Annotated in this window: 22 protein-coding genes; 11 read left to right on the plus strand and 11 right to left on the minus strand. The window is 62.7% G+C overall.

Annotated elements, in window-relative coordinates; genetic code table 11:
- The first annotated feature begins 134 nt into the window (after positions 1-134).
- The 4 genes from ccoN to ccoP are packed head-to-tail and all read left to right on the plus strand — an operon-like array spanning position 135 to position 3535.
- The gene (gene ccoN, locus J2857_RS10560) at positions 135-1760 is read left to right on the plus strand and encodes a cytochrome-c oxidase, cbb3-type subunit I (RefSeq protein ID WP_210010173.1); all 1626 of its coding nucleotides are present in this window, start codon (positions 135-137) and stop codon (positions 1758-1760) included.
- Positions 1761-1772: 12 nt separating this feature from the next.
- On the plus strand, positions 1773-2504 hold the full coding sequence (gene ccoO, locus J2857_RS10565) for a cytochrome-c oxidase, cbb3-type subunit II (protein WP_210010174.1): 732 nt from the start codon (positions 1773-1775) through the stop codon (positions 2502-2504).
- Positions 2505-2516: 12 nt separating this feature from the next.
- Positions 2517-2669, plus strand: a complete 153-nt coding sequence (locus tag J2857_RS10570; RefSeq protein ID WP_007762698.1) for a CcoQ/FixQ family Cbb3-type cytochrome c oxidase assembly chaperone — start codon at positions 2517-2519, stop codon at positions 2667-2669.
- A 2-nt stretch (positions 2670-2671) separates the two neighbouring features.
- A complete protein-coding gene (gene ccoP, locus J2857_RS10575) occupies positions 2672-3535 on the plus strand; it encodes a cytochrome-c oxidase, cbb3-type subunit III (RefSeq protein WP_210010175.1) in 864 nt (287 codons plus the stop codon).
- Here ccoP and J2857_RS10580 read toward each other — a convergent pair whose 3' ends face one another.
- Positions 3536-3952, minus strand: coding sequence for a type II toxin-antitoxin system VapC family toxin (locus J2857_RS10580; protein ID WP_210010176.1), 417 nt, complete (start codon positions 3950-3952; stop codon positions 3536-3538).
- Entirely contained in the window at positions 3942-4304 is a 363-nt protein-coding gene (locus J2857_RS10585; RefSeq protein WP_210010177.1) for a hypothetical protein, read from the minus strand. Before J2857_RS10585 ends, J2857_RS10580 begins: the two co-directional genes overlap by 11 nt.
- 50 nt (positions 4305-4354) lie before the next feature.
- On the opposite strand from J2857_RS10585, the gene ccoG reads away from it, so the two are divergent.
- The 5 genes from ccoG to J2857_RS10610 all read left to right on the plus strand — a co-directional run bounded on the left by ccoG (position 4355) and on the right by J2857_RS10610 (position 9439).
- The gene (ccoG, locus tag J2857_RS10590) at positions 4355-5935 is read left to right on the plus strand and encodes a cytochrome c oxidase accessory protein CcoG (protein WP_210010178.1); all 1581 of its coding nucleotides are present in this window, start codon (positions 4355-4357) and stop codon (positions 5933-5935) included.
- An 11-nt stretch (positions 5936-5946) separates the two neighbouring features.
- A complete protein-coding gene (locus J2857_RS10595) occupies positions 5947-6441 on the plus strand; it encodes a FixH family protein (protein ID WP_210011635.1) in 495 nt (164 codons plus the stop codon).
- Positions 6438-8729 (plus strand): cation-translocating P-type ATPase, encoded by a 2292-nt coding sequence (locus J2857_RS10600; RefSeq protein ID WP_210010179.1) that lies wholly within the window; start codon positions 6438-6440, stop codon positions 8727-8729. The genes J2857_RS10595 and J2857_RS10600 overlap by 4 nt, the downstream gene beginning before the upstream one ends.
- Positions 8726-8872: a cbb3-type cytochrome oxidase assembly protein CcoS gene (gene ccoS / locus J2857_RS10605; protein WP_046633456.1), complete on the plus strand. Its 147-nt coding sequence runs from the start codon at positions 8726-8728 to the stop codon at positions 8870-8872. The genes J2857_RS10600 and ccoS overlap by 4 nt, the downstream gene beginning before the upstream one ends.
- A 165-nt stretch (positions 8873-9037) precedes the next feature.
- Positions 9038-9439 (plus strand): VOC family protein, encoded by a 402-nt coding sequence (locus tag J2857_RS10610; RefSeq protein ID WP_210010180.1) that lies wholly within the window; start codon positions 9038-9040, stop codon positions 9437-9439.
- A gap of 58 nt (positions 9440-9497) precedes the next feature.
- On the opposite strand, the gene J2857_RS10615 is transcribed toward J2857_RS10610, so the two are convergent.
- A complete protein-coding gene (locus tag J2857_RS10615) occupies positions 9498-11420 on the minus strand; it encodes a hybrid sensor histidine kinase/response regulator (protein WP_210010181.1) in 1923 nt (640 codons plus the stop codon).
- A gap of 11 nt (positions 11421-11431) precedes the next feature.
- Positions 11432-12187 carry a Crp/Fnr family transcriptional regulator gene (locus tag J2857_RS10620; protein WP_210010182.1) on the minus strand — a complete coding sequence of 252 codons (756 nt, stop codon included), beginning with the start codon at positions 12185-12187 and terminating at the stop codon, positions 11432-11434.
- 119 nt (positions 12188-12306) lie between these two features.
- Between J2857_RS10620 and J2857_RS10625 the strand changes: the two genes are divergently transcribed.
- Positions 12307-13032, plus strand: coding sequence for a response regulator (locus tag J2857_RS10625; protein WP_210010183.1), 726 nt, complete (start codon positions 12307-12309; stop codon positions 13030-13032).
- Here J2857_RS10625 and J2857_RS10630 read toward each other — a convergent pair whose 3' ends face one another.
- The 7 genes from J2857_RS10630 to J2857_RS10660 form a co-directional block, all read right to left on the minus strand.
- Entirely contained in the window at positions 13033-14196 is a 1164-nt protein-coding gene (locus tag J2857_RS10630) for a CapA family protein (RefSeq protein ID WP_210010184.1), read from the minus strand.
- The gene (locus J2857_RS10635; protein WP_245363286.1) at positions 14193-16097 is read right to left on the minus strand and encodes a CocE/NonD family hydrolase; all 1905 of its coding nucleotides are present in this window, start codon (positions 16095-16097) and stop codon (positions 14193-14195) included. Before J2857_RS10635 ends, J2857_RS10630 begins: the two co-directional genes overlap by 4 nt.
- Before the next feature lie 108 nt (positions 16098-16205).
- Entirely contained in the window at positions 16206-17780 is a 1575-nt protein-coding gene (locus J2857_RS10640) for an ABC transporter substrate-binding protein (RefSeq protein ID WP_210010185.1), read from the minus strand.
- Positions 17781-17800: 20 nt separating this feature from the next.
- A complete protein-coding gene (locus J2857_RS10645) occupies positions 17801-18841 on the minus strand; it encodes an ABC transporter ATP-binding protein (protein WP_245363288.1) in 1041 nt (346 codons plus the stop codon).
- Positions 18838-19809, minus strand: a complete 972-nt coding sequence (locus J2857_RS10650) for an ABC transporter ATP-binding protein (protein WP_210010186.1) — start codon at positions 19807-19809, stop codon at positions 18838-18840. Before J2857_RS10650 ends, J2857_RS10645 begins: the two co-directional genes overlap by 4 nt.
- Before the next feature lie 5 nt (positions 19810-19814).
- Positions 19815-20714, minus strand: coding sequence for an ABC transporter permease (locus J2857_RS10655; protein ID WP_210010187.1), 900 nt, complete (start codon positions 20712-20714; stop codon positions 19815-19817).
- A complete protein-coding gene (locus J2857_RS10660) occupies positions 20711-21685 on the minus strand; it encodes an ABC transporter permease (RefSeq protein ID WP_210010188.1) in 975 nt (324 codons plus the stop codon). The genes J2857_RS10655 and J2857_RS10660 overlap by 4 nt, the downstream gene beginning before the upstream one ends.
- A gap of 210 nt (positions 21686-21895) precedes the next feature.
- On the opposite strand from J2857_RS10660, the gene J2857_RS10665 reads away from it, so the two are divergent.
- On the plus strand, positions 21896-22792 hold the full coding sequence (locus J2857_RS10665; RefSeq protein WP_210010189.1) for a LysR family transcriptional regulator: 897 nt from the start codon (positions 21896-21898) through the stop codon (positions 22790-22792).
- Positions 22793-22887 lie beyond the last annotated feature (95 nt).

A 22887-nucleotide genomic window follows, 5' to 3' on the forward strand; every position in this document is an offset into this window, starting at 1 on the left:
GGGAATAACGTCAGTACTGAGCCGTTTGCCGGGAGCGTTGACGCAGGTCAAACCGCCGAAGCGGCCCGTATGTCAGCACATCATGGTCACAATCCTTCAACCGGCAGCGTATCTGCGCTGTGAGGCCAAAGACCATGAATTACGTCTCAGAAACAATCGGGCTGGCGATCGGCACCTTCCTGGTGTTGCTCGCAGCCGCCTATGCCCATGATGGCCTTTTCGCGGCCCATATGTGGGTCCTGTTCTTCGTGCTGTTGCTCAGCACGGTCGTTTTGCTGCGCAAGGCTTCCTTTGCGCCGCAGAGGTTCGCGGTGCGCCCACCGGCAAAATCCGAATATTTCGACGAGGTGGTCAGATACGGCACCATCGCCACGGTCTTCTGGGGCGTCGTCGGTTTCCTGGTCGGCGTCGTCGTCGCACTCCAGCTTGCCTTCCCGGACCTGAACATCGAACCCTGGTTCAATTTCGGCCGCCTGCGGCCGTTGCACACCTCGGCTGTCGTCTTCGCCTTCGGCGGCAATGCGCTGATTGCCACCTCTTTCTATGTGGTCCAGCGCACCTGTCGGGCCCGCCTTTTCGGCGGCAACCTCGGCTGGTATGTGTTCTGGGGTTACCAGCTCTTCATCGTCATGGCGGCGACCGGCTATCTGCTCGGCATCACGCAAGGCCGCGAATACGCCGAGCCGGAATGGTATGTGGACCTCTTTCTGACGGTCGTCTGGGTCGCCTATCTCGCCGTCTTCCTCGGCACGATCCTGAACCGCAAGGAGCCGCATATCTACGTGGCGAACTGGTTCTATCTCGCCTTCATCGTGACGATCGCCATGCTGCATGTGGTGAACAACCTGGCGGTCCCGGTCTCCTTCCTCGGCGTCAAGAGCTATTCGGCCTTTTCGGGCGTGCAGGATGCGCTGACCCAGTGGTGGTACGGGCATAACGCGGTCGGTTTCTTCCTGACCGCGGGCTTCCTGGGCATGATGTATTATTTCGTGCCGAAGCAGGTCAACCGCCCGGTCTATTCCTACCGGCTGTCGATCATCCACTTCTGGGCGCTGATCTTCCTCTATATCTGGGCCGGTCCGCATCACCTGCACTATACCGCGCTGCCCGACTGGGCGCAGACGCTCGGCATGGTCTTTTCGATCATGCTCTGGATGCCCTCCTGGGGCGGCATGATCAACGGTCTGATGACGCTCTCGGGCGCCTGGGACAAGATCCGCACCGATCCGATCGTCCGCATGATGATCATCGCCATCGCCTTCTACGGCATGTCGACCTTCGAAGGCCCGATGATGTCGATCAAGGCGGTCAATTCGCTCAGCCACTATACGGACTGGACGATCGGCCACGTGCATTCCGGTGCGCTCGGCTGGGTCGGCATGATCTCCTTCGGCGCCGTCTACTACATGACGCCCAAGCTCTGGAACCGCGAGCGGCTCTACAGTCTCGATCTGGTCAACTGGCACTTCTGGCTCGCCACCCTCGGCATCGTCGTCTACGCCGCCGCCATGTGGGTTGCCGGGGTGCAGCAGGGCCTGATGTGGCGCGAATACGATAGCCAGGGCTTCCTCGTCTATTCCTTCGCGGAAACGGTCGCGGCGATGTTCCCCTACTACCTGCTGCGTGCGGTCGGCGGCGCCATGTACCTCGCCGGCGGGCTCATCATGGCCTTCAACGTCACCATGACCATCCTCGGTTACCAGCGGGACGAGCGCGTTCGGGGTGATGCTTCCCCCGCCGCTCTCCAGCCGGCCGAATAAGGAGGGACATCCATGTCCATTCTCGATAAACATCACTACATCGAACGCAATGCGACCCTGCTTCTGGTCGGTTCGCTGCTCGTCGTCTCGATCGGCGGCATCGTGGAAATCGCCCCGCTCTTCTATCTCGAAAACACTATTGAGAAAGTGGAAGGCATGCGGCCCTATTCGCCGCTCGAGCTTGCCGGGCGCGACATCTACATCCGCGAAGGCTGCTACGTATGCCACAGCCAGATGATCCGCCCCTTCCGCGACGAGGTGGAACGCTACGGCCACTACAGCCTGGCGGCCGAATCCATGTACGACCACCCGTTCCAGTGGGGGTCGAAGCGCACGGGGCCGGATCTCGCCCGCGTCGGCGACCGCTATTCGAACGAATGGCACGTCCAGCATCTGGTCGAACCGCGCGACGTCGTGCCGGAATCGGTGATGCCGAGCTACGCCTTCCTCAAGGAGACGCCGCTCAAGATCACCGACGTTTCCATGGAACTGAAGGCCAACCGCGCCGTCGGCGTCCCCTATTCGGACGAGATGGTCGCGAGCGCCAAGGCGGATCTTTCCGCCCAGGCCAATCCGAATGCGGACACGTCTGGTCTGCTGGCCCGGTATCCCAAGGCCAAGGTCGGCGATTTCGACGGCAATGCCGAGAGCCTCACGGAGATGGATGCGCTGGTCGCCTATCTGCAGATGCTCGGCACGCTGGTCGATTTCTCGACCTATGACGATGCTGCCGGTTACCGCTGAGGAGGAAAAACCATGGAATTCTACACGGCCATGCGCCATTTCGCCGATAGCTGGGGTCTGCTCGCCATGACCCTGTTCTTCCTCGGCGTTCTCGTCTTCACCTTGCGCCCCGGCGCGAAAGCCTCTGCAGACGAGGCCGCCCGGATCCCTCTGAAGGAGGATTGAACATGGCGGAAAAACATATCGACCAATTGAGCGGCATCGAAACCACCGGTCACGAGTGGGACGGCATCCGCGAACTCAACAATCCGCTGCCGCGCTGGTGGCTCTGGACCTTCTATGCCTGCATCCTGTGGTCGATCGGTTATGCGATCGCCTATCCGTCCATCCCCCTCCTGACCGACGCGACGAAAGGCCTGCTCGGATATTCGAGCCGTGCCGAACTCACGGCCGATCTCGATGGTGCCAAAATCGCCCAGGGCGGCCTCCTGGAGAAGATCTCGACGTCGTCGCTGCAGGAGATCGTCGCCGATCCGCAGCTCAGCCAGTTCGCGACCGCCGGCGGCGCCGCGGCTTTCCGCGTCAACTGCACCCCGTGCCACGGCACGGGTGCGACGGGCGGGCGGGGCTATCCCAACCTCAACGACGATGACTGGCTTTGGGGTGGCGATATCAACGCCCTCTACCAGACGATCGCCCATGGCGTCCGTGATCCCGCCGACGGGGAGACCCGCATCTCCGAAATGCCGGCCTTCACCGACATGCTGAAGCCGGACGAGGTGCGCCAGGTGGCCGCCTACGTGGTGAGCCTCACCGGAACCCCGCGCGATCCGTCGATGGTCGGGCCCGGAAAGCAGCTCTTCGCCGACAACTGTGTCTCGTGTCATGGCGAGAAGGCCGAGGGCAACCGCGACCTCGGTGCGCCGAGCCTCGCCGACGCCATCTGGCTGAAGGTCCAGGGGGAAGCAGAGATTGCCAAACAAATCCAGTCCCCGAAACACGGCGTCATGCCGGCCTGGGAAGCCCGCCTCGGCGACGTGGCCGTCAAGCAGCTCGCCATCTACATCCATTCGCTTGGCGGCGGGGAGTGATCAGGCTTCCGCCGACAGATATCGCAGTTCGATACCGGCCGGGGCGCGAATGCCCCGGTCGTTCGTCAGGAAGACGCCGCATTGCAAAGCTTCGGCGGTCGCGACGTGGATTGCATCGATGAGTTTGATGTTGAGTTCGGCGCCGAGGGCGGCGGCGCGTTTGATGATGGACCTCGTCAGATCGACCAAGCAGATGAAGGCCTTGTCTTCAAGAACCGTCAGAAAAGCGGCTGCAGTTTCGCGGTCGCCGGCACGCACACCTCTCAGACATTCTCCGAGTGTGACATCGCTAGAAAACAACGGAGTGCCGTCATCGAAATAGACCGAAAGGCATTCGCGAGCTGCCAATTTCAAATCAGCGCGGCCATCCACGTAGTAGATGAAGATATTGCTGTCGACATAGACCTTATCGGTCATAATTGCGATCTTCGCGGAATTCCCGGACCTGCCGGTCGATCTCCTCCTGGGATCTGCCCGGCCCAAGCTTAGAGACTACGTCCCAGGAACGCCGGAACGCCTCCAAACGCTGCTCCTTGGAAATCTCTTCCCCAGAGGCTTGTTCCTGAAGCTTTTCCGCCACGACCTCTGCGCGCGAGTGACCGGTGCGCGCGGAAACACGGTCGATCCAAGACAGAACTGAGTCCGTTATCTCGATTTCCAGCTTGTGCATGCCCATGGTCTTCTCCCTGCCTGCATCGAAGATAGTGCATTTTGCACGTTCCCGCCAGAATGTCGCAGCCTGCCGCTCCGACCAGTTGACTTTGGTCAAGGAGCGGCCGCCGCCGAGATGAGAAAACATGGACCAAAGGAACTGGTCCCATGAATCTCTACACAGCCCCGCACTTGGAACAGAACGGTTTGTCCGTCGAACGGATCGATGTCCAGCCCGTGCATTCGCCGGGCCAGCCGCTTTACGAGAAGCGCAAGAAGATCTTTCCGAAACGGGCCGAAGGGCGCTTTCGCCGCTTCAAATGGCTGGTGATGCTGATAACCCTCGGCATCTATTACCTCACACCGTGGATCCGCTGGGATCGCGGTCCCTTCGCGCCCGACCAGGCGGTGCTCGTCGATCTTGCGAGCCGCCGCTTCTATTTCTTTTTCATCGAGATCTGGCCGCAGGAGTTCTTCTACGTCGCCGGGCTATTGGTCATGGCCGGTTTCGGCCTGTTCCTCGTGACCTCGGCTGTCGGTCGCGCCTGGTGCGGTTACGCCTGTCCCCAGACGGTGTGGGTCGATCTCTTCCTTGTCGTCGAGCGCTTCTTCGAGGGCGATCGCAATGCCCGCATCAAGCTCGACGCCGCGCCCTGGAGCTTCGACAAGCTCTGGAAGCGGGTCGCCAAACACGCCACGTGGCTGGCGATCGCGGTCGCGACGGGCGGTGCCTGGATCTTCTATTTTGCCGATGCGCCGTCGCTCGCCTTCGATTTCGTCACCGGCCAAGCGGCGCTGGTCGCCTATTCGACCGTGGCGGTTCTGACAGCGACGACCTATCTGCTCGGCGGGCTTATGCGCGAACAGGTCTGCATCTACATGTGCCCCTGGCCGCGCATCCAGGCCGCCATGCTCGACGAGAGCTCGCTGGTCGTCACCTATAACGACTGGCGCGGCGAGCCGCGCAGCCGCCATGCAAAGAAGGCGGCGGCAGCCAGGCAGCCTGTCGGCGATTGCGTCGATTGCAATGCTTGCGTGGCGGTCTGTCCGATGGGCATCGACATCCGCGAAGGCCAGCAGTTGGCCTGCATCACCTGCGCGCTCTGCATCGACGCCTGCGACGGCGTGATGGACAAGATCGGCAAGCCGCGCGGCCTGATCGCCTATGCGACGCTCGATGAATACGAGACGAACATGGCGCTCGCGACAAACGGCGGCACCACGGCGATCGACCCGGAACGGGTACGCAATCCGGACGGTTCCTTCATCGACAAGATCCGCCACTTCGACTGGAGGGTGATCTTCAGGCCCCGCACGCTGATCTATCTCGGCGTCTGGTCGGCGGTCGGCCTCGGCCTCGTCTTCGCGCTCCTCTCGCGGGACCGGCTGGAGGTCAATGTTCTCCACGATCGCAACCCGCAATTCGTGCTGGAATCGGACGGTTCCATCCGCAACGGCTACACGATCCGGCTGCTCAACATGATCCCCGAGCCGCGCACGATCATGGTCTCGATGGAAGGCCTGCCCGAAGCGACCATGAAGATCTCAGGCGTCACGGACGTTCCGGGCCGTCTCTTCGCGGTGCAGGTGGAGCCCGACAAGACGCTTGCCTTGAAGGTCTTCGTAACCCTGCCCAAGGATGCCGTTTCCTCCGAAGCCGTCGATTTCCATTTCATCGCCGAAGACCGGTCGAGCCACGAAAAGGACAGCTATTCAGCGGTCTTCAACACGTCGGGAGCCAGAAAGTGAGCACGACGAAAATGAACACGATCCCCGCAAAATCCTTTGTCTTCACCGGCTGGCACATGGTCGGCGTGCTGGTGCTCTTCTTCGGCACCATCATCTCGGTCAATTTCTACATGGCCTACAACGCGGTCACCAGCTGGAGCGGGCTGGTGGCGGAAAACACCTACCTCGCCAGCCAGCAGTTCAACGGCAAGGCGGCCGAGGCGCGGACGCTGACGGCCACGGGTGTCACCGGCCGCATCACCGTCACCGGTTCCGAGGTTCGTTACGAGGTCTTCCACCCGAAAGACGGGCCGGTGACCGCCGATACGCTGACGCTCAAGTTCAAGCGGCCGGTCGGCGAACACCAGGATTTCGAACTCGACCTGGTTCCCGTTGCCAAGGGCGTCTTCACGGCCACCCATGAAATCCTGCCGGGTCACTGGATCGTGGATGCGAGCGCCATCCGGAACGGCAAGCGCATCCTGCATCAGGCCGAACGCATCGCCGTCTTGAGGAGCACAGAATGAGCTGCTGCGCGCCTGGAACGGAAGGGTATCTGGATCACTCGCTTCCGTCGTCCGAGGAGCTGACGCTGTCCAGCCGGACGATCTCGCCGGGGTTGCGCCAGACCGATCTCAGCATCCCGCAGGTCCATTGCGGCACCTGCATCGCGACGATCGAAAAAGCGCTCAATGCGCTGCCGTCGGTAGAGCGGGCGCGGGTCAATCTGTCCACCAAGCGCGTTTCGATCGTCTGGCGGGAAAAGACCGGAGACGACGCCACGGATCCGGTCGAGTTGGTCAGGGCGATCGTCGATGCCACCGGTTACGATGCACATCTCTTTTCGAATGCCGAGGAAGTCGGCGAGAAGCTGCAGCGCGACCTGATCCGCGCCGTCGCCCTCTGCGGCTTTGCGGCAGCCAACATCATGCTGCTCTCGGTCTCCGTCTGGTCGGGCGCCGATGCGTCGACGCGTGACATGTTCCATTGGATATCTGCGCTGATCGCCGCGCCGGCGCTGATCTATGGCGGCCGTTTCTTCTATCAGTCGGCCTGGAATGCGCTGCGCCGCCGTCGCACCAACATGGACGTGCCGATCGCGCTAGCCATCACCCTTTCCTATGCGGTGTCGCTCTGGGAAACCATGCATCACGGCGAACACGCCTGGTTCGACGCGACCGTTTCGCTCTTGTTCTTCCTGCTGATCGGCCGCACGCTGGACCACATCATGCGCGACCGGGCGCGGGCCGCGATCAGCGGTCTTGCGCGCCTGTCGCCCCGCGGCGCCACCGTCATTGGCCCGGACGGCTCGCGTGAATATCGCCCCGTGGACGAAATCCGGCCAGGCGACCGGGTGGCGATCGCCGCCGGCGAACGGGTGCCGGTCGACGGGTTCGTCGAAAGCGGCGCAAGCGATATCGACGTCTCGATCGTCAACGGCGAAAGCGCGCCGAGGCCGGTCCGTGTCGGAGACATAATACAGGCAGGAACGCTCAGCCTCACCGGTTCGCTGGTGCTGAAGGCGACGGCTGCCGCGAAGGATTCCTTCCTGTCCGAAGTCATTTCGCTGATGGAGGCGGCCGAGGGCGGCCGGGCGCGGTATCGCCGGATCGCCGATCGTGCGGCGCAATATTATTCTCCCGCCGTCCACTTTCTGGCGCTCGCCGCCGTTCTCGCCTGGGGTTTCATCGGCGGAGACTGGAAACACGCGATGCTGGTGGCAATCGCCGTGCTGATCATCACCTGCCCCTGCGCGCTTGGCCTGGCCGTGCCCGTGGTGCAGGTGGTCGCGGCCGGCCGGCTGTTCAGGAATGGCATCATGGTGAAGGACGGTTCGGCCATGGAGCGGCTTGCCGAAATCGACACCGTGCTTTTCGACAAGACCGGCACCTTGACGCTGGGCCGGCCCCGGTTGCTGGATGCCGACCGGTTCGACAGGAAGCAACTCGCTTTGGCCGCCGGCCTTGCCGTCCATTCACGCCACCCTCTCTCGCAGGCGCTTGCGATGGCGGTATCCGGCCCCGTCGCGGTCTTCGAAACGGTCACCGAGATCCCGGGCCGGGGCCTTGAAGCGGCAACGCCGGCAGGCGTCTATCGCCTCGGCAACCGGCGCTTCGCTTTGTCCGTGCCGGACGACGGAAGCCCGGGCAATACCGTGACGGAAACCGTTCTCTCGCTCGACGCCGAGGAGATCGCCACCTTCCGCTTCGACGATTCGCTGCGCCCCGGCGCGCAGGCCGCGACGGCATCCCTTGCCGCCGGCGGTTTCGAGACCGGCATCCTGTCGGGTGACCGACGCCGGGTTGTTGCCGATCTCGCGACCCGCCTCGGCGTCGAACATTGGCAGGCGGAGCTTTCGCCGAAACAGAAGGCGGAGTTCTGCACGTCGCTTGCGGCGAGCGGCCGCAAGGCGCTGATGGTCGGCGACGGCATCAACGATGCGCCGGCGCTTGCCGCAGCCCACGTCTCGATCGCGCCGGCGACGGCGGCGGATGTCGGCCGCCAGGCCGCCGACTTCGTCTTTATGCGCGACAGCCTCGAAGCGGTACCACTGGCGATCGATATCTCGCGGCGCGCCGGCCGGCTGATCCGCGAGAATTTCGCGCTCGCCATCGGCTACAATGTCATCGCCGTGCCGATCGCGCTTGCCGGTTATGCGACGCCGCTGATTGCCGCCGTTGCCATGTCCACGTCCTCGATCATCGTCGTTGCCAATGCCCTCCGGCTCGGCGGATCGGGGAGCGCCGTCGAGGCCGGGGCGGCGGGGGGCCATGGTGAAGCAAAAATTCTTACCGATGAGGCCCGCGTCGCATGAACATGCTGATCTATCTCATCCCGATAGCGCTTTTCCTCGGCGGGCTTGGTCTCTTCGCCTTTCTCTGGTCGCTGAAGAGTGGTCAGTACGACGATCTCGAAGGCGCCTCCTGGCGTGTGCTTCGGGACGATCCGCCGGAATGAGCCGGTGACTGCCGACAAGCTCCGGCACGCCCTCAAGGTTCTCAGGAGTGGGCGTCGCCAGCGGTTTTCTTGCCGAGAGCACTGTCCTGAGGCATTCTTTTCGTTGAATTGCCAACAAACGGCATCTGTGTCCGCAAGGACTGCGACCTTCACGAAAGGAATTCGATGCGTTTTATCAATCCCATTCCTTTCGTTCGCGACATAAATCACTCGAAAGCGTTTTACCTAGATAGGCTCGGGTTGAGGATCTTGGAGGATTTCGGGGACTTCGTACTCTTCGAAACCGGTTTCGCAATCCACGAAGGCAGTTCGCTTGAGCAAACGATTTGGCGGCAAGGCCCTGTTGCGAACGAACCCTACGGCCGGAGAAATTTGCTGCTATATTTCGAACATGAGGATGTCGATGCGGCCTTCGAAAACATCGCGCCGCATGTGGAACTGATCCATCCGGTAGAGCGGCAAGCCTGGGGACAGCGAGTCTTCCGCTTCTATGATCCCGACGGACACGCGATAGAGATCGGTGAACCACAAAGGCTGGGGCCTTCAGGGGATTCACTGAAACTCTGAGCTCTGCGGCAGAATCCGAGGCGCTGGCCGCAGCTACACCCCTTTTATCAAACGATACTCAGTCCAGCAGCTCGCGAAGCCGCACCGCCAGTTCCCTGGCGGTGTATGGCTTCTTTAGCCAGCTACCGGATTGGGCGAGCTCGCGCCCGGCAATGGCCGGTTCGGCGTAGCCGGAGGTGAACAATACCTTCATGCCGGGCCGTCTCGCGCGGACTTCGGCCGCCAGTTCGTCGCCCGTCATCCCGCCTGGCATCACGATATCGGTGAAAAGCAGGTGGATGCCGTCGTGCTGGCCGAGCTGGTCCAGCGCCTCCTGGCCGTTCGCGGCTTCGATGACGCCATAACCGAGCTGCGTCAGCCTGGACACGGCGATGCGCCGGACCCGAGGGTCGTCCTCGACGACGAGGATCTTTTCGGTGCCGCCGGGAATCGAGGCCTGCTTCGAGCCAGCATCGACTGCGAGCGGACCCGCCGCCTCCGTCTTGCGCGCCACCGGCAGGAAAATCCGCACGCTCGTGCCCTGTCCCGGTTCGCTATAGAGCTGGATATGTCCGCCGGACTGTTTGGCGAACCCGTAGACCATGCTGAGGCCGAGCCCCGTTCCGGCGCCGAGGCCCTTGGTGGTGAAGAAAGGCTCGAAGGCCTTGTCCTTGACCTCGGGAGACATGCCGATGCCCGTGTCGGTGACGGAAATCAGCACGAAGTCGCCGGTGCGGACATCCGGATACATCTGCGCATAGTCGACATCCAGCCTGACGCGGGAAATCTCGATCGACAGCTTGCCGCCGCGCGGCATCGCGTCTCGGGCATTGAGCGTCAGGTTGAGGAGCGCGTTCTGGAGCTGCGACGCATCGACCAGCGCCTCGTTGGAAACGCCGGTTACGGTGGTGCGGAGCTCGATCGTCTCGCCGAGCGTTCGGCGCAGAAGTTCCGAGAAGCTGGATACGAGATTGCCGATATCGGCGAGCTTCGGGTTGAGTGGCTGGCGCCGTCCGAAGGCCAGAAGCTGACCGGTGAGCTTGGCGCCGTCTTCCGCCGCGCCCTGCGCTTCGTGCAGCAGCTCGAGCAGGCCCGCATCCGCGAGCTTGTTCTCGATCATCTCCAGATTGCCGCTGATGACGGTGAGAAGATTGTTGAAATCGTGCGCCAGGCCGCCGGTCAGCTGGCCGATCGCTTCCATCTTCTGGGCCTGGCGCAGCTCTTCTTCGATCTTGTGGCGGCTTGTGAGGTCGCGGACGAAGCCGGTGAAGATGCGTTTCCCGTTGGTGACGGCCTCGCCGACCGAAAGCTCCATCGGAAACGTGCTTTTGTCCTTGCGCTGACCGGTCACGACGCGGCCGTAGCCGATGATCCGGCGTTCGCCGGTGGTGAGGTAGCGCGAGATATAGCCGTCATGGGCTTCGCGGTCGGGTGAGGGCATCAGCATCTTCACATTCTGTCCGCAGACCTCGTCGGAGGAATAACCGAACAGCTGTTCGGCAGCGGCGCTGAAGGAGGAAATGCAGCCGACTTCGTCGATGACGATCATCGATTCCGGAACGGTGTCCAGAATGGAGCGCAGATGCGCTTCGCGTTCGGCAAGATCGTTCTGCACCCTTTTCATCTCGGTGATGTCGTTGTTCGTTTGAATGATGATCGAAGGACCGTCGCTCGATGGATTGACGGCCACCCAGCGGGTCGCCACGACGACCTGGTGACCGCGCTTGTGCCGATGGACGACCTCGCCTTGCCACGCATGATCGGTCTGGACACGGCGGCGGATCTCGTCGAGCGACTCGGGAAACCGTGTCGCGAGAAGATCGTGAACGACCTTGCCGAGAGCCTCCTCCCGACGCCATCCGTAAAGCTGCTCGCAGCCGCTCGTCCAGCGGCTGATGATGCCGTCCACGCCGTGGACGATAAGATTGGCATCGTCGAGAAGGAGAGTGACGGCATCGAGTTGGCTTTCCGTCGTGGCTTCGGATCCTGTATTGCCGATCATGTCCATTCCGTTTAATGGCGCCGTCGCTCGCCGAGAGCGATCAGGTCGCGCCGCATGTCTCCACAGTCATCGTCGTCTCCGGCGAGTTGCGCAAGCATCCCCGGTCGTTCGATTCTTATGGAATGACGGGCGGCCGGGTCCAGAACATTCAACACGCCCTTGCCGATAAGCCTGGTGATAGTACGTGAAACGGTCTCGATCGTCAGTCCGAGATAGTCGGCCATGTCCTGCCGGCTCATCGAGAGATCGACCACCGGTTGCCCATTGCCCTCGGCCATCGCGCGCCTCAGGTATCTCAGAAGGAAGGTGCAGAGCCGCTCTTCCGCGCTCTTGCTCGACAGCAGCACCATTTGGTCCTGGGCTGCGGCCATTTCGTCGCAGACCCGGGCAAAGACCTTGGGCCTCAGGCTCTCGGAATTGATGACCGCCGCCTCGAATTGCCGACGCGACAGCCGGCGGATCTTCGCGGTGGTGATGGCCTCCGCGGTGTAGATATAATTGTCCCGGAACGAAACGCCGATGACGTCGCCGGCATGCAAAAACCCGGTAATCACCCGCCGCCCATCCGAAATGATCCGGAAAACCCGCAGGGTCCCCTCCATGACTTCGAAAATATGCTTGGCCTCGTCACCCTCGAAGAAGAGGGCCTGGCCGGCCGCCAGGTATTCGACCGGCTGCTTTGCAAACAGCGAATGCAGACAATCCGGTCCGCCGAGCGGTCCTGCTGCTGCCGCGTTGAAGGTCTTCGCATAATCCGTGAGAAACATGAAACTGCCCCTATCCGTTTGGTAGAGGCAGTTGACCGAATCCTGGTAACGCGCGAATGCTAGTCGCGTGAAAGACGGTTCTAATTGGTAACAATCTGTAACACGCCGGTTCCTTGTTGATGTCATCCCCTGCCAGCGCCGCAAACATTCTCGTCGTCGACGACGATCCTCGAATCCGCCAGATGCTGACGCGGTATTTCGAGGGCGAAGGATATGTCGTGACCACGGCATCGGACGGGCAGGAAATGCGCGCTCAGCTGAAGCGGCAAGACGTCGACATCATCCTCCTCGACCTGTCGTTGCCCGGCGGCCAGGACGGCTTTGACCTTGCGCGGGAGATCCGGATGCAATCGGACATTCCGATCATGATGCTGACGGGCCGCGACGACGTGGTCGACCGGATCCTCGGCATCGAGATCGGCGCCGACGACTATATCGCCAAGCCGTTTCACCTGCGTGAAGTGCACGCGCGGCTGAAATCGATCCTGCGGCGGCGCCAGCCGGCCCAGCCGAAGCAGGAGGAAAACGAGGAGAAGATCGTCCGTTTCGAGGGGTGGACGCTCAACCTTTCCAGGCGTCAGCTGCGGTCTGGCGAAGATGGCGAAGTCGAACTGACAACCGGCGAATTCGACATGCTGACGGCCTTCGTGCAGCATGCGGGCCGGGTACTGACACGCGATTTCCTGATGGACGCGACAAGGGGGCGGCAGCTCGATGCCTTCGATCGCACGATCGACGCCCAGATCGTCCGGCTGCGCCGCAAGATCGAGGCAGATGCCAAACATCCCCAGCTCATCAAGGCCGTTCGCGGTGTCGGTTACATTTTCACCGGCAAGCTCGGTTGATCAAACAACGATCTGCCTGTCCGCCGCCGAAAGCCCGCCAAATGCTCTTTCCCTGATATCGTCTGCATCGGAGCCCTGCAGCGGAACCGGCCCCAAAGGCAGGTCGTGGTCCACGGGCCTGCCGACCGAAACCGGCAGCAATTCAAGTTTTTTGCACGTACCGTCATCGGCAAGCGTCAGCCGGATCGCGGCGCTGCGCCACACATCGACGCGCTTTTCGTCATAGGTCGCCGCCCGCCCGGTGTGGAAGACAAAATTGCCGAGGCCGGCGATGATTACCCGTCCGCGATAAAGGACGAGCGGCTGCATGACCGGCGCGCCTGTACCAAGCACCAGGTCCGCGCCGCTGTCGATCAGGCCGCGACAAAGATCGAGCAGCCAGTCGGGTGTCGTTTTCCAGTTCGAATCCCAGTGATGGCCGTGGAGCGCCACCGCCACCAGATCCCCTATCGCCTTTGCGGCATCGATACCGTCCGTGAGCCGCTGCATGTCCGTCTCATCCGCCGTCCAGCGTGCACCGATCGCGTCGCCGGCAACGATCGGCGTACCGAAGACGTCGAGCTCCGGGCGCTCTCCCACGTCGTAGCCGACCGCCGCACGCGCGGCTCCGCGCTTGTCGTCGCCGAGGGTCGTTACGATCCTCTTCAGGGCCTCGAATTCTTCGGCCGGCACGCTCACCGTCCGCTTCATCCGCAACGGAGCAATGCCGCCGCGCTCGGTGGAGGCATAGTTGATGTCCGGCTGCGGCCCGAGATCGAAGGAGAAGATAGCGAGCGATTGCTCAGGTCCCGGCACGATGATCGGCGCGGCAGCCTGCTCGATATCCAGCCCGCTGCCGGCAAGCTTCAGCCCTGCCGTTTCCGCCGCGGCGCGCGTCGATGCAATGCCCGGCGGGCCGAGGTCGAAGGCGTGGTTATTGGCATGCGTCACCGCGTGAAAGCCGAGTTCCCGCACCGAGACGAGTGCGTCCGGCGAAGCAAGATGCAGCGTCTTCGTCTTGGTTGGCCATGCACCGGCCGTCTCCACCGTCGCCTCCAGATTGCCGAAGACGACATCCGCCTCGAGGAAATCTCGCACCTCGGCCTGTCCCTCGCCACAGAGGTCGAGGGGGCCGTGGATCAGGATTTGGCCGGTAACGGCAACGGTCAGCATGGCCTGGTTCATTTCGCGATGGGCTTCAGCGCCACCATCGCCTTGTCCCCGACAATCGGCAGGCGGATGGCAGACGCCCGCGTACCATCGCAGAAAACCGTGTTGCGGGCCACTTGGCTTGTGCGTCCCCGGCCCTCCGGCGCATAGCTATTTGGATTTATATCGTATTTCGGGAAGTTGGACGAAGAGATGTCAACCCTGATGCGGTGGCCCTTGGCGAACAGATTGGCAGTCGCGAATGGCTCGATCGTCACCTTGAACACCTCGCCCTCGACGATCGGCTCCGGCTTCTCGAACGACTTGCGGTAACGGCAGCGGATGATCCCGTCGGTGATGTTGAGCGCGTAGCCGGTCGGATAGTCCTTGCTCGGCGGATAGACATCCACGAGTTTCGCGGTGAAGTCGGTGTCCGGCGCGTCGGATGAGACGTAGAGCTCGACCGTGATCGGCCCGACCACGGCGACATCCTCGGCGAGCGGCTCGGTCTCGAAGGAAAGCACGTCGGCACGCGCCGAAAGTGGCAGGCCCGGATGTTTGGAGCCGTAGAACTTCTCACCCTCGCGCTGGTCGAAACCGCCACCCTCGAAGATCGGCTGGCCGCTGGTCAGCGAACCGCCGATGGTCGGAACCGGGTCCTTGGGATCGAAGTCGTAGGTGAAGGGCGCGGCATCGGCCTTCGGCTTGTCGATCGAAAGCGAGCCGGACTCGTGGATGTAGTAGTTGCGGAACTCCGTCCCCGGCAGCGGCCAGTCTGTCGCTTCGATCCATCGCCCGCCGTGGTCCAGCCGGCCATCGGCATTGCGCGTGCCGGATCCGCCGCCCATCACGAAAGCGCGCACCACCGGCTCCTGCGCAACGGTGTTGTCCTTGCCCTTCAGCCAGTGGTCGAACCAGTTGCGGCGAAACGCGAGCCAGCTTTCGATGACGTTGCCGCCAAGCGGCGCGGCGGGGCCGAAGGAAGTATCGCCGGCGAGCGTCGTGTTGCGGTTGCCGTGCAGCCACGGCCCCATGATCAGTTGCAGCGGCCGGCTGTCCTTGCCGGACAGGCCGCGATAGTTGTCGAGCGTCGATTTCACATAGGCATCGTACCAACTCGACATCAGCACGATGGGCACTTCCGGAAAGGTCTCGTAGAACCCTTCCATATAAAGCCCGACGCGGCGCCAGCTTTCATCGAACGTGCCGCTGCGCCACTGCTCCAGCAGGTAGTTCTCGTATTCCGGCATCCAGCGCACCGGAGAGTTGCGTTCGCTCCAGGGCATAACGTTGAACCAGGCGCGGATATCCTCCGCCTCGATCGCCGCGCGGGCGAGTTCGTTGCCCTCGCCGATCGCCTGATTGTAGGCCCAGGTTGCCTGCTTCAGTTCAAAGGCACCGCCCTGGCGGATGCCGCATTGATAGGCATTCGAAAAGCCGCCGGAATCCATCACCATGCAGGCCAGCCCCGGCGGATTGAGGCAGGCGAGTGCCGCCTGCGTATGCGCCGCATAGGAAAGACCCATCGTACCGAACCGGCCGTTCGACCACGCCTGTTCCACCAGCCAGCGGGCGGTATCATACCCGTCCGCGGCTTCGGAAATGTACTTGCTGAATTCGCCTTCGGAATTGTAGCGGCCGCGACAATCCTGGTAGATCACGGCATATCCCGCCCGGACGAAATAGCTTGCCACCTGATGGCGCCTCATAGGCTCCGCCATGCCCACTTCGATCTCGGAACGCGAGCGCTCGGCTTTGCCGTAGGGCGTGCGTTCCATGATCGCCGGCAACCGGCCTTCGATCACCTTGCCGTCCTTGGCCGGCCGGTAGACGTCGGTCGCGAGCCTTATGCCGTCCCGCATCGTCACCATCACATCGCGTTCGACAATCACGTCGTCGGCAATCACCTCGAAGCGCGATGGCGTCAGGGTATCCATGTCCATATCCTCAAAATTGGCAAATCAATGCCCGGGCCGGCCCCACCACACGTCAGACCGGCCCGGGAAGCTGTGGCCTCGGAAAGAGGGCCGCAACAGGAGCCAAGCTTACTTGGCGATGCCGGCAAGCGTCGCGCTGGTGTCTTCCGTCATGTTGGCGATATAGGAGAGGTTCGCCTTGCCGGCCCAGTGAACCTTCTGCCAGTAGAGCGGGATGAGCGGCACGTCGGCGAACACCATCTTGGTGGCCTTCTGCAGCAGTTCCACGCGCTTCTTGACGTCGAACTCGGCGGTGGCGGCACGCATCGCTTCGTCGAAGGCCGGGTTCGAGTATTTCGTCCGGTTGAACGAACCGGTGCCCGCATCCTTGTTGACGGTCATCAGGAGGTTGCGAAGGCCGGTCGCAGAGGTCGGCGTCGAGTTGCCGAGCGAGAAGATGAAGGCCGAGAATTCGCCGGCCCCGGCACCCTTGGTGTAGACGTTGTAGGGCTGGGCGACGACGCCGTTCACCTTCAGGCCACCGCGGGCGAACATCTGGCCGAGCGCCTGCGCCACTTCCGAATCGCCCGGGAAGCGGTCGTTGGAGGTGTGGATGGTGATGCCGAAACCGTCCTTGTAGCCGGCCTCCGACAGCAGTTTCTTGGCGTCCTCGGCGTTCATGGCAGGCACCGTGATCGACGGATCGTTGCCGGCGACGCCGTTCGGCACCAGCTGGCCGGCCGCTTCCGCCGAACCGTCGAGGATGCGGTCGATGATCAGCTGGCGGTTGACGAGCTCGGACAGCGCCTGGCGGACCTTGAGGTCCTTCAGCGGGTTCTTGTCGAGCGGCTTGCCGTCCTTGTCGGTGATGAAGGGCGTCTTGTCGCGGGCGCTGTCGAGCGCCAGGTATATCATCCGGGCCGAGGCGATCGAGAAGAGCTTGAGACCGGAGATTCCCTGGAGGGTCTTCACATCGCCTGGCGGCACGGCGTCGATCAGGTCGACGGAGCCGGAGCGAAGGGCCGCGACGCGCGAGGCGTCGTTCGAGATGAATTTGATCGTGACGTTGTCGAAATCCTGCTTCTTGCCCCAGAAGGCGTCGTTGCGGGTGAGTTGCAGGTTGTCGCCCGGCGTCCAGGATTTGAACTTGTAGGCGCCGGTGCCGATCGCCGCCTTGCCGCTGTTGAAGTCCTCGATCGAGGCGCCTTCCGCGACCTTCTTCTCGACGATGTAGACGAAGCCGACCTGTTCGATGAAATCGGGTGTCGGCTTCTTGGTCTTGATTTCGATGGTCAGCTTGTCGATCGCCTTCATGCTGTCGATCGCAGCCACGTTGCCGGAGAAAGGCGCCGGGCTGTTGGGGATATCCTTGGCGCGAGTGAGCGAGAAGATCACGTCCTCGGCCGTCAGCGGGTTGCCGTCATGGAATTTGACGCCGTCGCGCAGTTTGATCTGCCAGGTCAGCGGATCGACATTTGTCCAGGAAACGGCGAGCGCCGGCTCGATATTGATTGCCGGGTCGGTCTGCACCAGGCGGTCGAAGACCTGCATGGCAATGTTCTGGTTGTTGCCGGTGCGCGAGAATTGCGGATCGATCGCCGAAGGCTCGGTGGCGCTGCCGAGGATCAAGTCGGCGGCCTGAGCCGAGCCGAGCGCGATGACCGAGGCCGCAACCCCGGCCAGGAGAAATTTCATCGGTTTCATTATGTCTGTTCCCTTCCTTTTTAGATGGCCGGTTCGGCCGTCGCGTTTGTTGCTGCCTGATGGGCGGTAAGATCGTTCAGGTGGCAGGCGCTGACATGACCTGCGGCATTTTCCTTCAGGACCGGCCGTTCCACGCGGCAGCGGTCGAAAGCCTTGGGACAGCGGGGATGGAAATGGCATCCCGCCGGCGGATGGAGCGGCGAGGGGATCTCGCCCTTGATCGGCGTGAACACCCGGCGGCGATCGGTGACCGACGGCAGTTCACGGATCAGCGCCTGGGTATAGGGATGTTTCGGATTGTCGAAGAGCTCGTCAGGCGTGGCGCTTTCCACCACGCGGCCGAGATACATGACCACGACGCGGTCGCAGATGTGTTTCACGACGCCGAGATCGTGGCTGATGAACAGATAGGTCAGTCCGAATTCTTGTCTCAGGTCCATGAACAGGTTGAGGATCTGCGCCTGGATCGACACGTCGAGCGCCGCGACCGACTCGTCGCAGACGAGCAGCTTCGGCTTTACCGCGAGCGCCCGGGCAATGCCGATACGCTGCCGCTGCCCGCCGGAGAACTGGTGCGGGTAGCGGTCCAGATAGGACGGGTCGAGGCCGACACGCGTCACCAGCGCGGCCACATGATCCCGCATCTCCCGACCCTTGACGATGCCGTGCACCTTGGGCGCCTCGCCGATCAGGTCGAGAACCCGCTTGCGCGGATTGAGCGTCGACATCGGGTCCTGGAAGATCATCTGGGCGGAAAGCCGCATGGCGCGTTTGTCGTCGCCCTGCAGCGAGGTCAGCGGCCGGCCCTTCCAGCGCACCTCGCCGCCGCTCGCCGGCATGATGCCGGCCATCACCCGGCCGAGCGTCGATTTCCCGCAGCCCGATTCGCCGACGAGGCCGACCACCTCGCCCGGATAGACCGCGAGATTGACTTCGTCGACCGCATGCACGGTCTTTTCCTCGAGGCCCGCCCCGAAGAGATTGGCGATCTTTTCCGCATAGTCGAGCTTGCGGGAAAACCGCCGGCTGACGTCTACGGCTTCCACGAGCGGGGTCGTCATGCGGCGCTCCAGAGGTGAGGGTGGAAACAGCGGAACTCGCGGCCGGCGGCGATCTCCAGCATTGGCTCGGTGGCGCAGACATCGGTGGCCCGGGCGCAGCGGTCGCGGAAGGCGCAGCCGGAAGGGCGCGACAGCGGCGACGGCGCGAAACCAGGGATCGGCCGGAGCGGTTCGCCGCGCGGTACCGCCGCAGGCACGGCGCTGAGCAGGCCGGACGTATAGGGATGCCGCGGTTCGGTGAGCACGCCATCGACCTGTCCCGCCTCGACGATCCGGCCCGCATACATGACCATGATCCGGTCCGCGAGTGCTGCGACGACGCCGAGGTCGTGGCTGATCCAGATCAGCGCCATGCCGAATTCGGCAGCGAGCCGCTTGATCTCGAACAGGATCTGCGACTGGATCGTCACGTCGAGCGCCGTCGTCGGTTCGTCGGCGATGATCAGGTCCGGCCGGTGCAGGAGGGCAATCGCGATCGCCACGCGCTGGCGCATGCCGCCGGAAAACTGGTGCGGATAGGAATCCAGCCGCTCCTCGGGCGAAGGAATGCCGACGAGGCCCAGCGCATCGCGAGCCCGCGCGCGGGCTTCAGTACGGGAAACCCTGTCATGCGCCTGCACCGTTTCGATCATCTGTGTCGCGACCGACAGAACCGGGTTCAGCGTCATCATCGGATCCTGGAAGATCATCGCGATGCGCTTGCCACGGATGGCCCGCATGGCCGTCGGCGATTTCGTCAGCAGGTCTTCGCCGTTGAACAGGATCTGGCCGCTGACCACCCGCCCGGGCGGATCGACGAGTCCGAGGATCGAGAACCCGGTGATCGACTTGCCGGAGCCGGATTCGCCGACAAGCCCGACGATCTCCCGCTGGCCGACCGTGAAGCTCACGTCATCGACGGCCTTCAAGATCCCGCGGCGGGTCATGAAATGAGTGGAAAGGTTTTTGACTTCGAGGACGGGTGTCATCGCGCTCACCTTTCACCCAGTCGGGGGTTCAACACTTCACGCAACCGGTCCCCGACGATGTTGATCGAAAAGACCAGCATCAGCAGCAGCACGCCCGGATAGACGCTGATCCAGTATTCGCCCGACATCAGCAACTGGTAGCCGTTGGCAATCAGCAGCCCGAGCGACGGTTCGGTGATCGGCAGGCCGATGCCGAGGAAGGAGAGCGTCGCTTCTGCCGAAATCGCGTTTGCCACCTGCAGCATGCCGATGACGATCAGCGGCGGCAGGCAGTTCGGCAGGATATGGCCGATCAGGATGCGCGGCGTGCCGATCCCGAGCGTCACAGCCGCTTCGACATAATCCTTGTTCTTTTCGACGAGGGCTGCGCTCCTCACGGCGCGGGCAAACGTCGCCCACTGCACCAGGATCAGCGCGAAGATCACCTTCCAGAGCCCCTGTCCTAACAGCGCCAGCAGCATCAGCGCCACGAGGATGGTCGGAAAGCCGAGCATCAGGTCGACGATCCGCATGATCAGCGTGTCGATGCGTCCGCCGAAATAGGCGGCGATCAGGCCGAGCACCGTGCCGACCAGAAGCGCGACGATGCCGGAAAACACGCCGACGCCGAGGCTGGTGCGCAGGCCGTAAATCATCGCCGAAAACATGTCGCGGCCCTGGCCGTCGGTGCCGAGCCAGTAGTTCATGCCGTCCATGCTCTGCGAGCCGGGCGGCAGCTTGGAATCGAGGATGTCCAGCACCGCGAGATCGAACGGGTTCTGGGGCGTCAGATAGGGTCCGATGACCGCGGCAAACAGCAGGATGATGCAGACGACGGCGGCAACGACCGCCTTGGGACTGCGGCCGATGCCGGTTAACAGGCGGCCGAGCAGCATGTCTTCGGCGAAAAGAGCGCGTGCGGTCATTGGGCGCCTCCCAGCCGGACGCGAGGATCGACCAGCGAATAGAGCACGTCGACGACGAAGTTGATGAAGATGAACAGGCTGACGATGACCAGCAGGTAGGCGACCACGACAGGCCGGTCGAGCCGCATGATGCTGTCGATCAGCAGCTTGCCGATCCCCGGCCAGGCGAAGATCGTCTCGGTGACGACCGCGAAGGCGAGCATGCTGCCGAGTTCCAGGCCGATCACGGTGATCAGCGGGATCAGGATGTTCTTGAACACATGGACGAAAACGATGCGGCGCTCGGAAATGCCCTTGGCGCGCGCGAATTTCACGAAATCGAGCGGCATCGTCTCGCGCACGCCGGTGCGGGTCAGGCGGATCACCAGCGAAAGCTTGAACAGCGACAGGTTGATCGCCGGGAGGATCAGGTGAGTGAGGCCGTCGAGCGTGAACAGGCTGGAACGGATACCCAGAAACTCGCCCATCTGGCCGCGGCCGGTGGACGGCAGCCAGCCGAGCCAGACGGAAAAGATCATGATCAGCATCATGCCCTGCCAGAAGCTCGGCAGCGAGAAGCCCAGGATCGAGCCGGTCATGATCACTTCGTCGGTGGCGGTGTTCGGCTTCAGGCCGGAAAGCAGGCCAAGCGGAATGCCGAGCACCAGCGCGAAGACGAGGCCGGTCAGCGTCAGCTCCAGCGTCGCCGGCAGGCGTTCGAAGATCAGCGCGATGGAAGGGCGGTTGAAGACGAAGGAGCGTCCGAGATCCCCATGCAGCGCATTCCAGGCAAAGGTGAAGAACTGTTCCCAGAGTGGCTTGTCAAGCCCGAGCGAGGCGACGACCTGAGCGCGTTCCGCCTGGCTTGCATCCGGCGAGATCAGCATCTCGGCCGGATCGCCGATCGCATAGATACCGATGAAGACGATAACCGCAGTCACGCAGAGGACGGCGATGCTCTGCAGGAAGCGACGGATGACGAAAACCGTCATAGCGTGCGCTCCTGCTTACCCTTTGTCCCGCAGGGACAGAGAATTTTCATGAAAGACGTTCCCTTTTTCTCTTTGTTGATGCCGACGATAGCGGGCCGGGGAGGATGCGCAATATTATGCACTGAATGCATCATCCTATGCGTTTTGCGCGCGAAAACCCTGTTCGATGTCTTCGCTTGTGTTCGCCGCCGCCTTCCGTAGGATCGGGCCATGAATTTCAAGCAGCTCGAAATCTTCAAGACGATCATGGATACCGGCTCGACCATAGCGGCGGCGGCCCAGCTTGGCCTGTCGCAGTCGGCGATCAGCCGCCAGCTCGCATCGCTGGAAGAAGAGATCGGCCGCGAGCTTTTCCTGCGCGACAAGGGGCGCCTCATCCCGCGGCCGGAAGCGCATCTGCTGGTCGACGAGGTGGATGACGTCGCCCAGAGTGTCGCCCGGCTGCGCGTCAAGATCGGCGACGTCCGTTCGGGTGCCTTCGGCGAGGCGCTGATCCGCGTCGCCTTCCCGCACAGCCTGGCGACCACCATGCTGCCGCCGATCCTCGCCCGCTTCAAGGCCGATCATCCGCGGGTGACGGTGGAGATCCTGAGCGGTCCCTATGATGCGATCGAACGCATGGTGCGCGGCCGCGTCGCCGACCTCGGTTTCGTCCGCCTGCCGCCGGAGGAACATTCCTTCGACGCCCGCCCGCTTTTTACCAGCGGCACCACCTGCGTCATGCCGGTCGGCCATCCGCTTGCCGCCAAGCAGGCCATCGATGTCAACGATCTTGCCCGCAACGACCTGATCCTGCTCGGCCGCCAGCGTGTCAACCGCAACGAACTTGAACACGAACTGCGCCGCATGGTGCCGAGCTACCGCTGCAGCCTGGAAGTGCACTCGGTCGAGACCGCCTGCGCCTGCGCAGCCCAAGGGCTCGGCATCGCCATCGTGCCCTCGCTGATTGCCGAGTTCTTCCGCAGCGACGCGATCGCCATGCGGCCTTTCCTGCCCGACAAGGTCTCCGAATACGGGATCATCTCCATGCCCGGCGCGCCGTTGTCCTGGACGGCCGAGGCGTTCATCAACATCATCAAGGCGGACTCGGGCGAAACCACGCTCTAGACGCCGGTCATATGTTTCTGGCGTTTTGCGTTTTCTTGTCCGCGCCCTTATCAATTCGTCTAGATGCGCGTTCCACGGTTTCCCGTAGGTTCGCA

This window comes from Neorhizobium galegae (assembly GCF_017877055.1).
In the GTDB taxonomy this organism is placed as follows: Bacteria; Pseudomonadota; Alphaproteobacteria; order Rhizobiales; family Rhizobiaceae; genus Neorhizobium; species Neorhizobium galegae_D.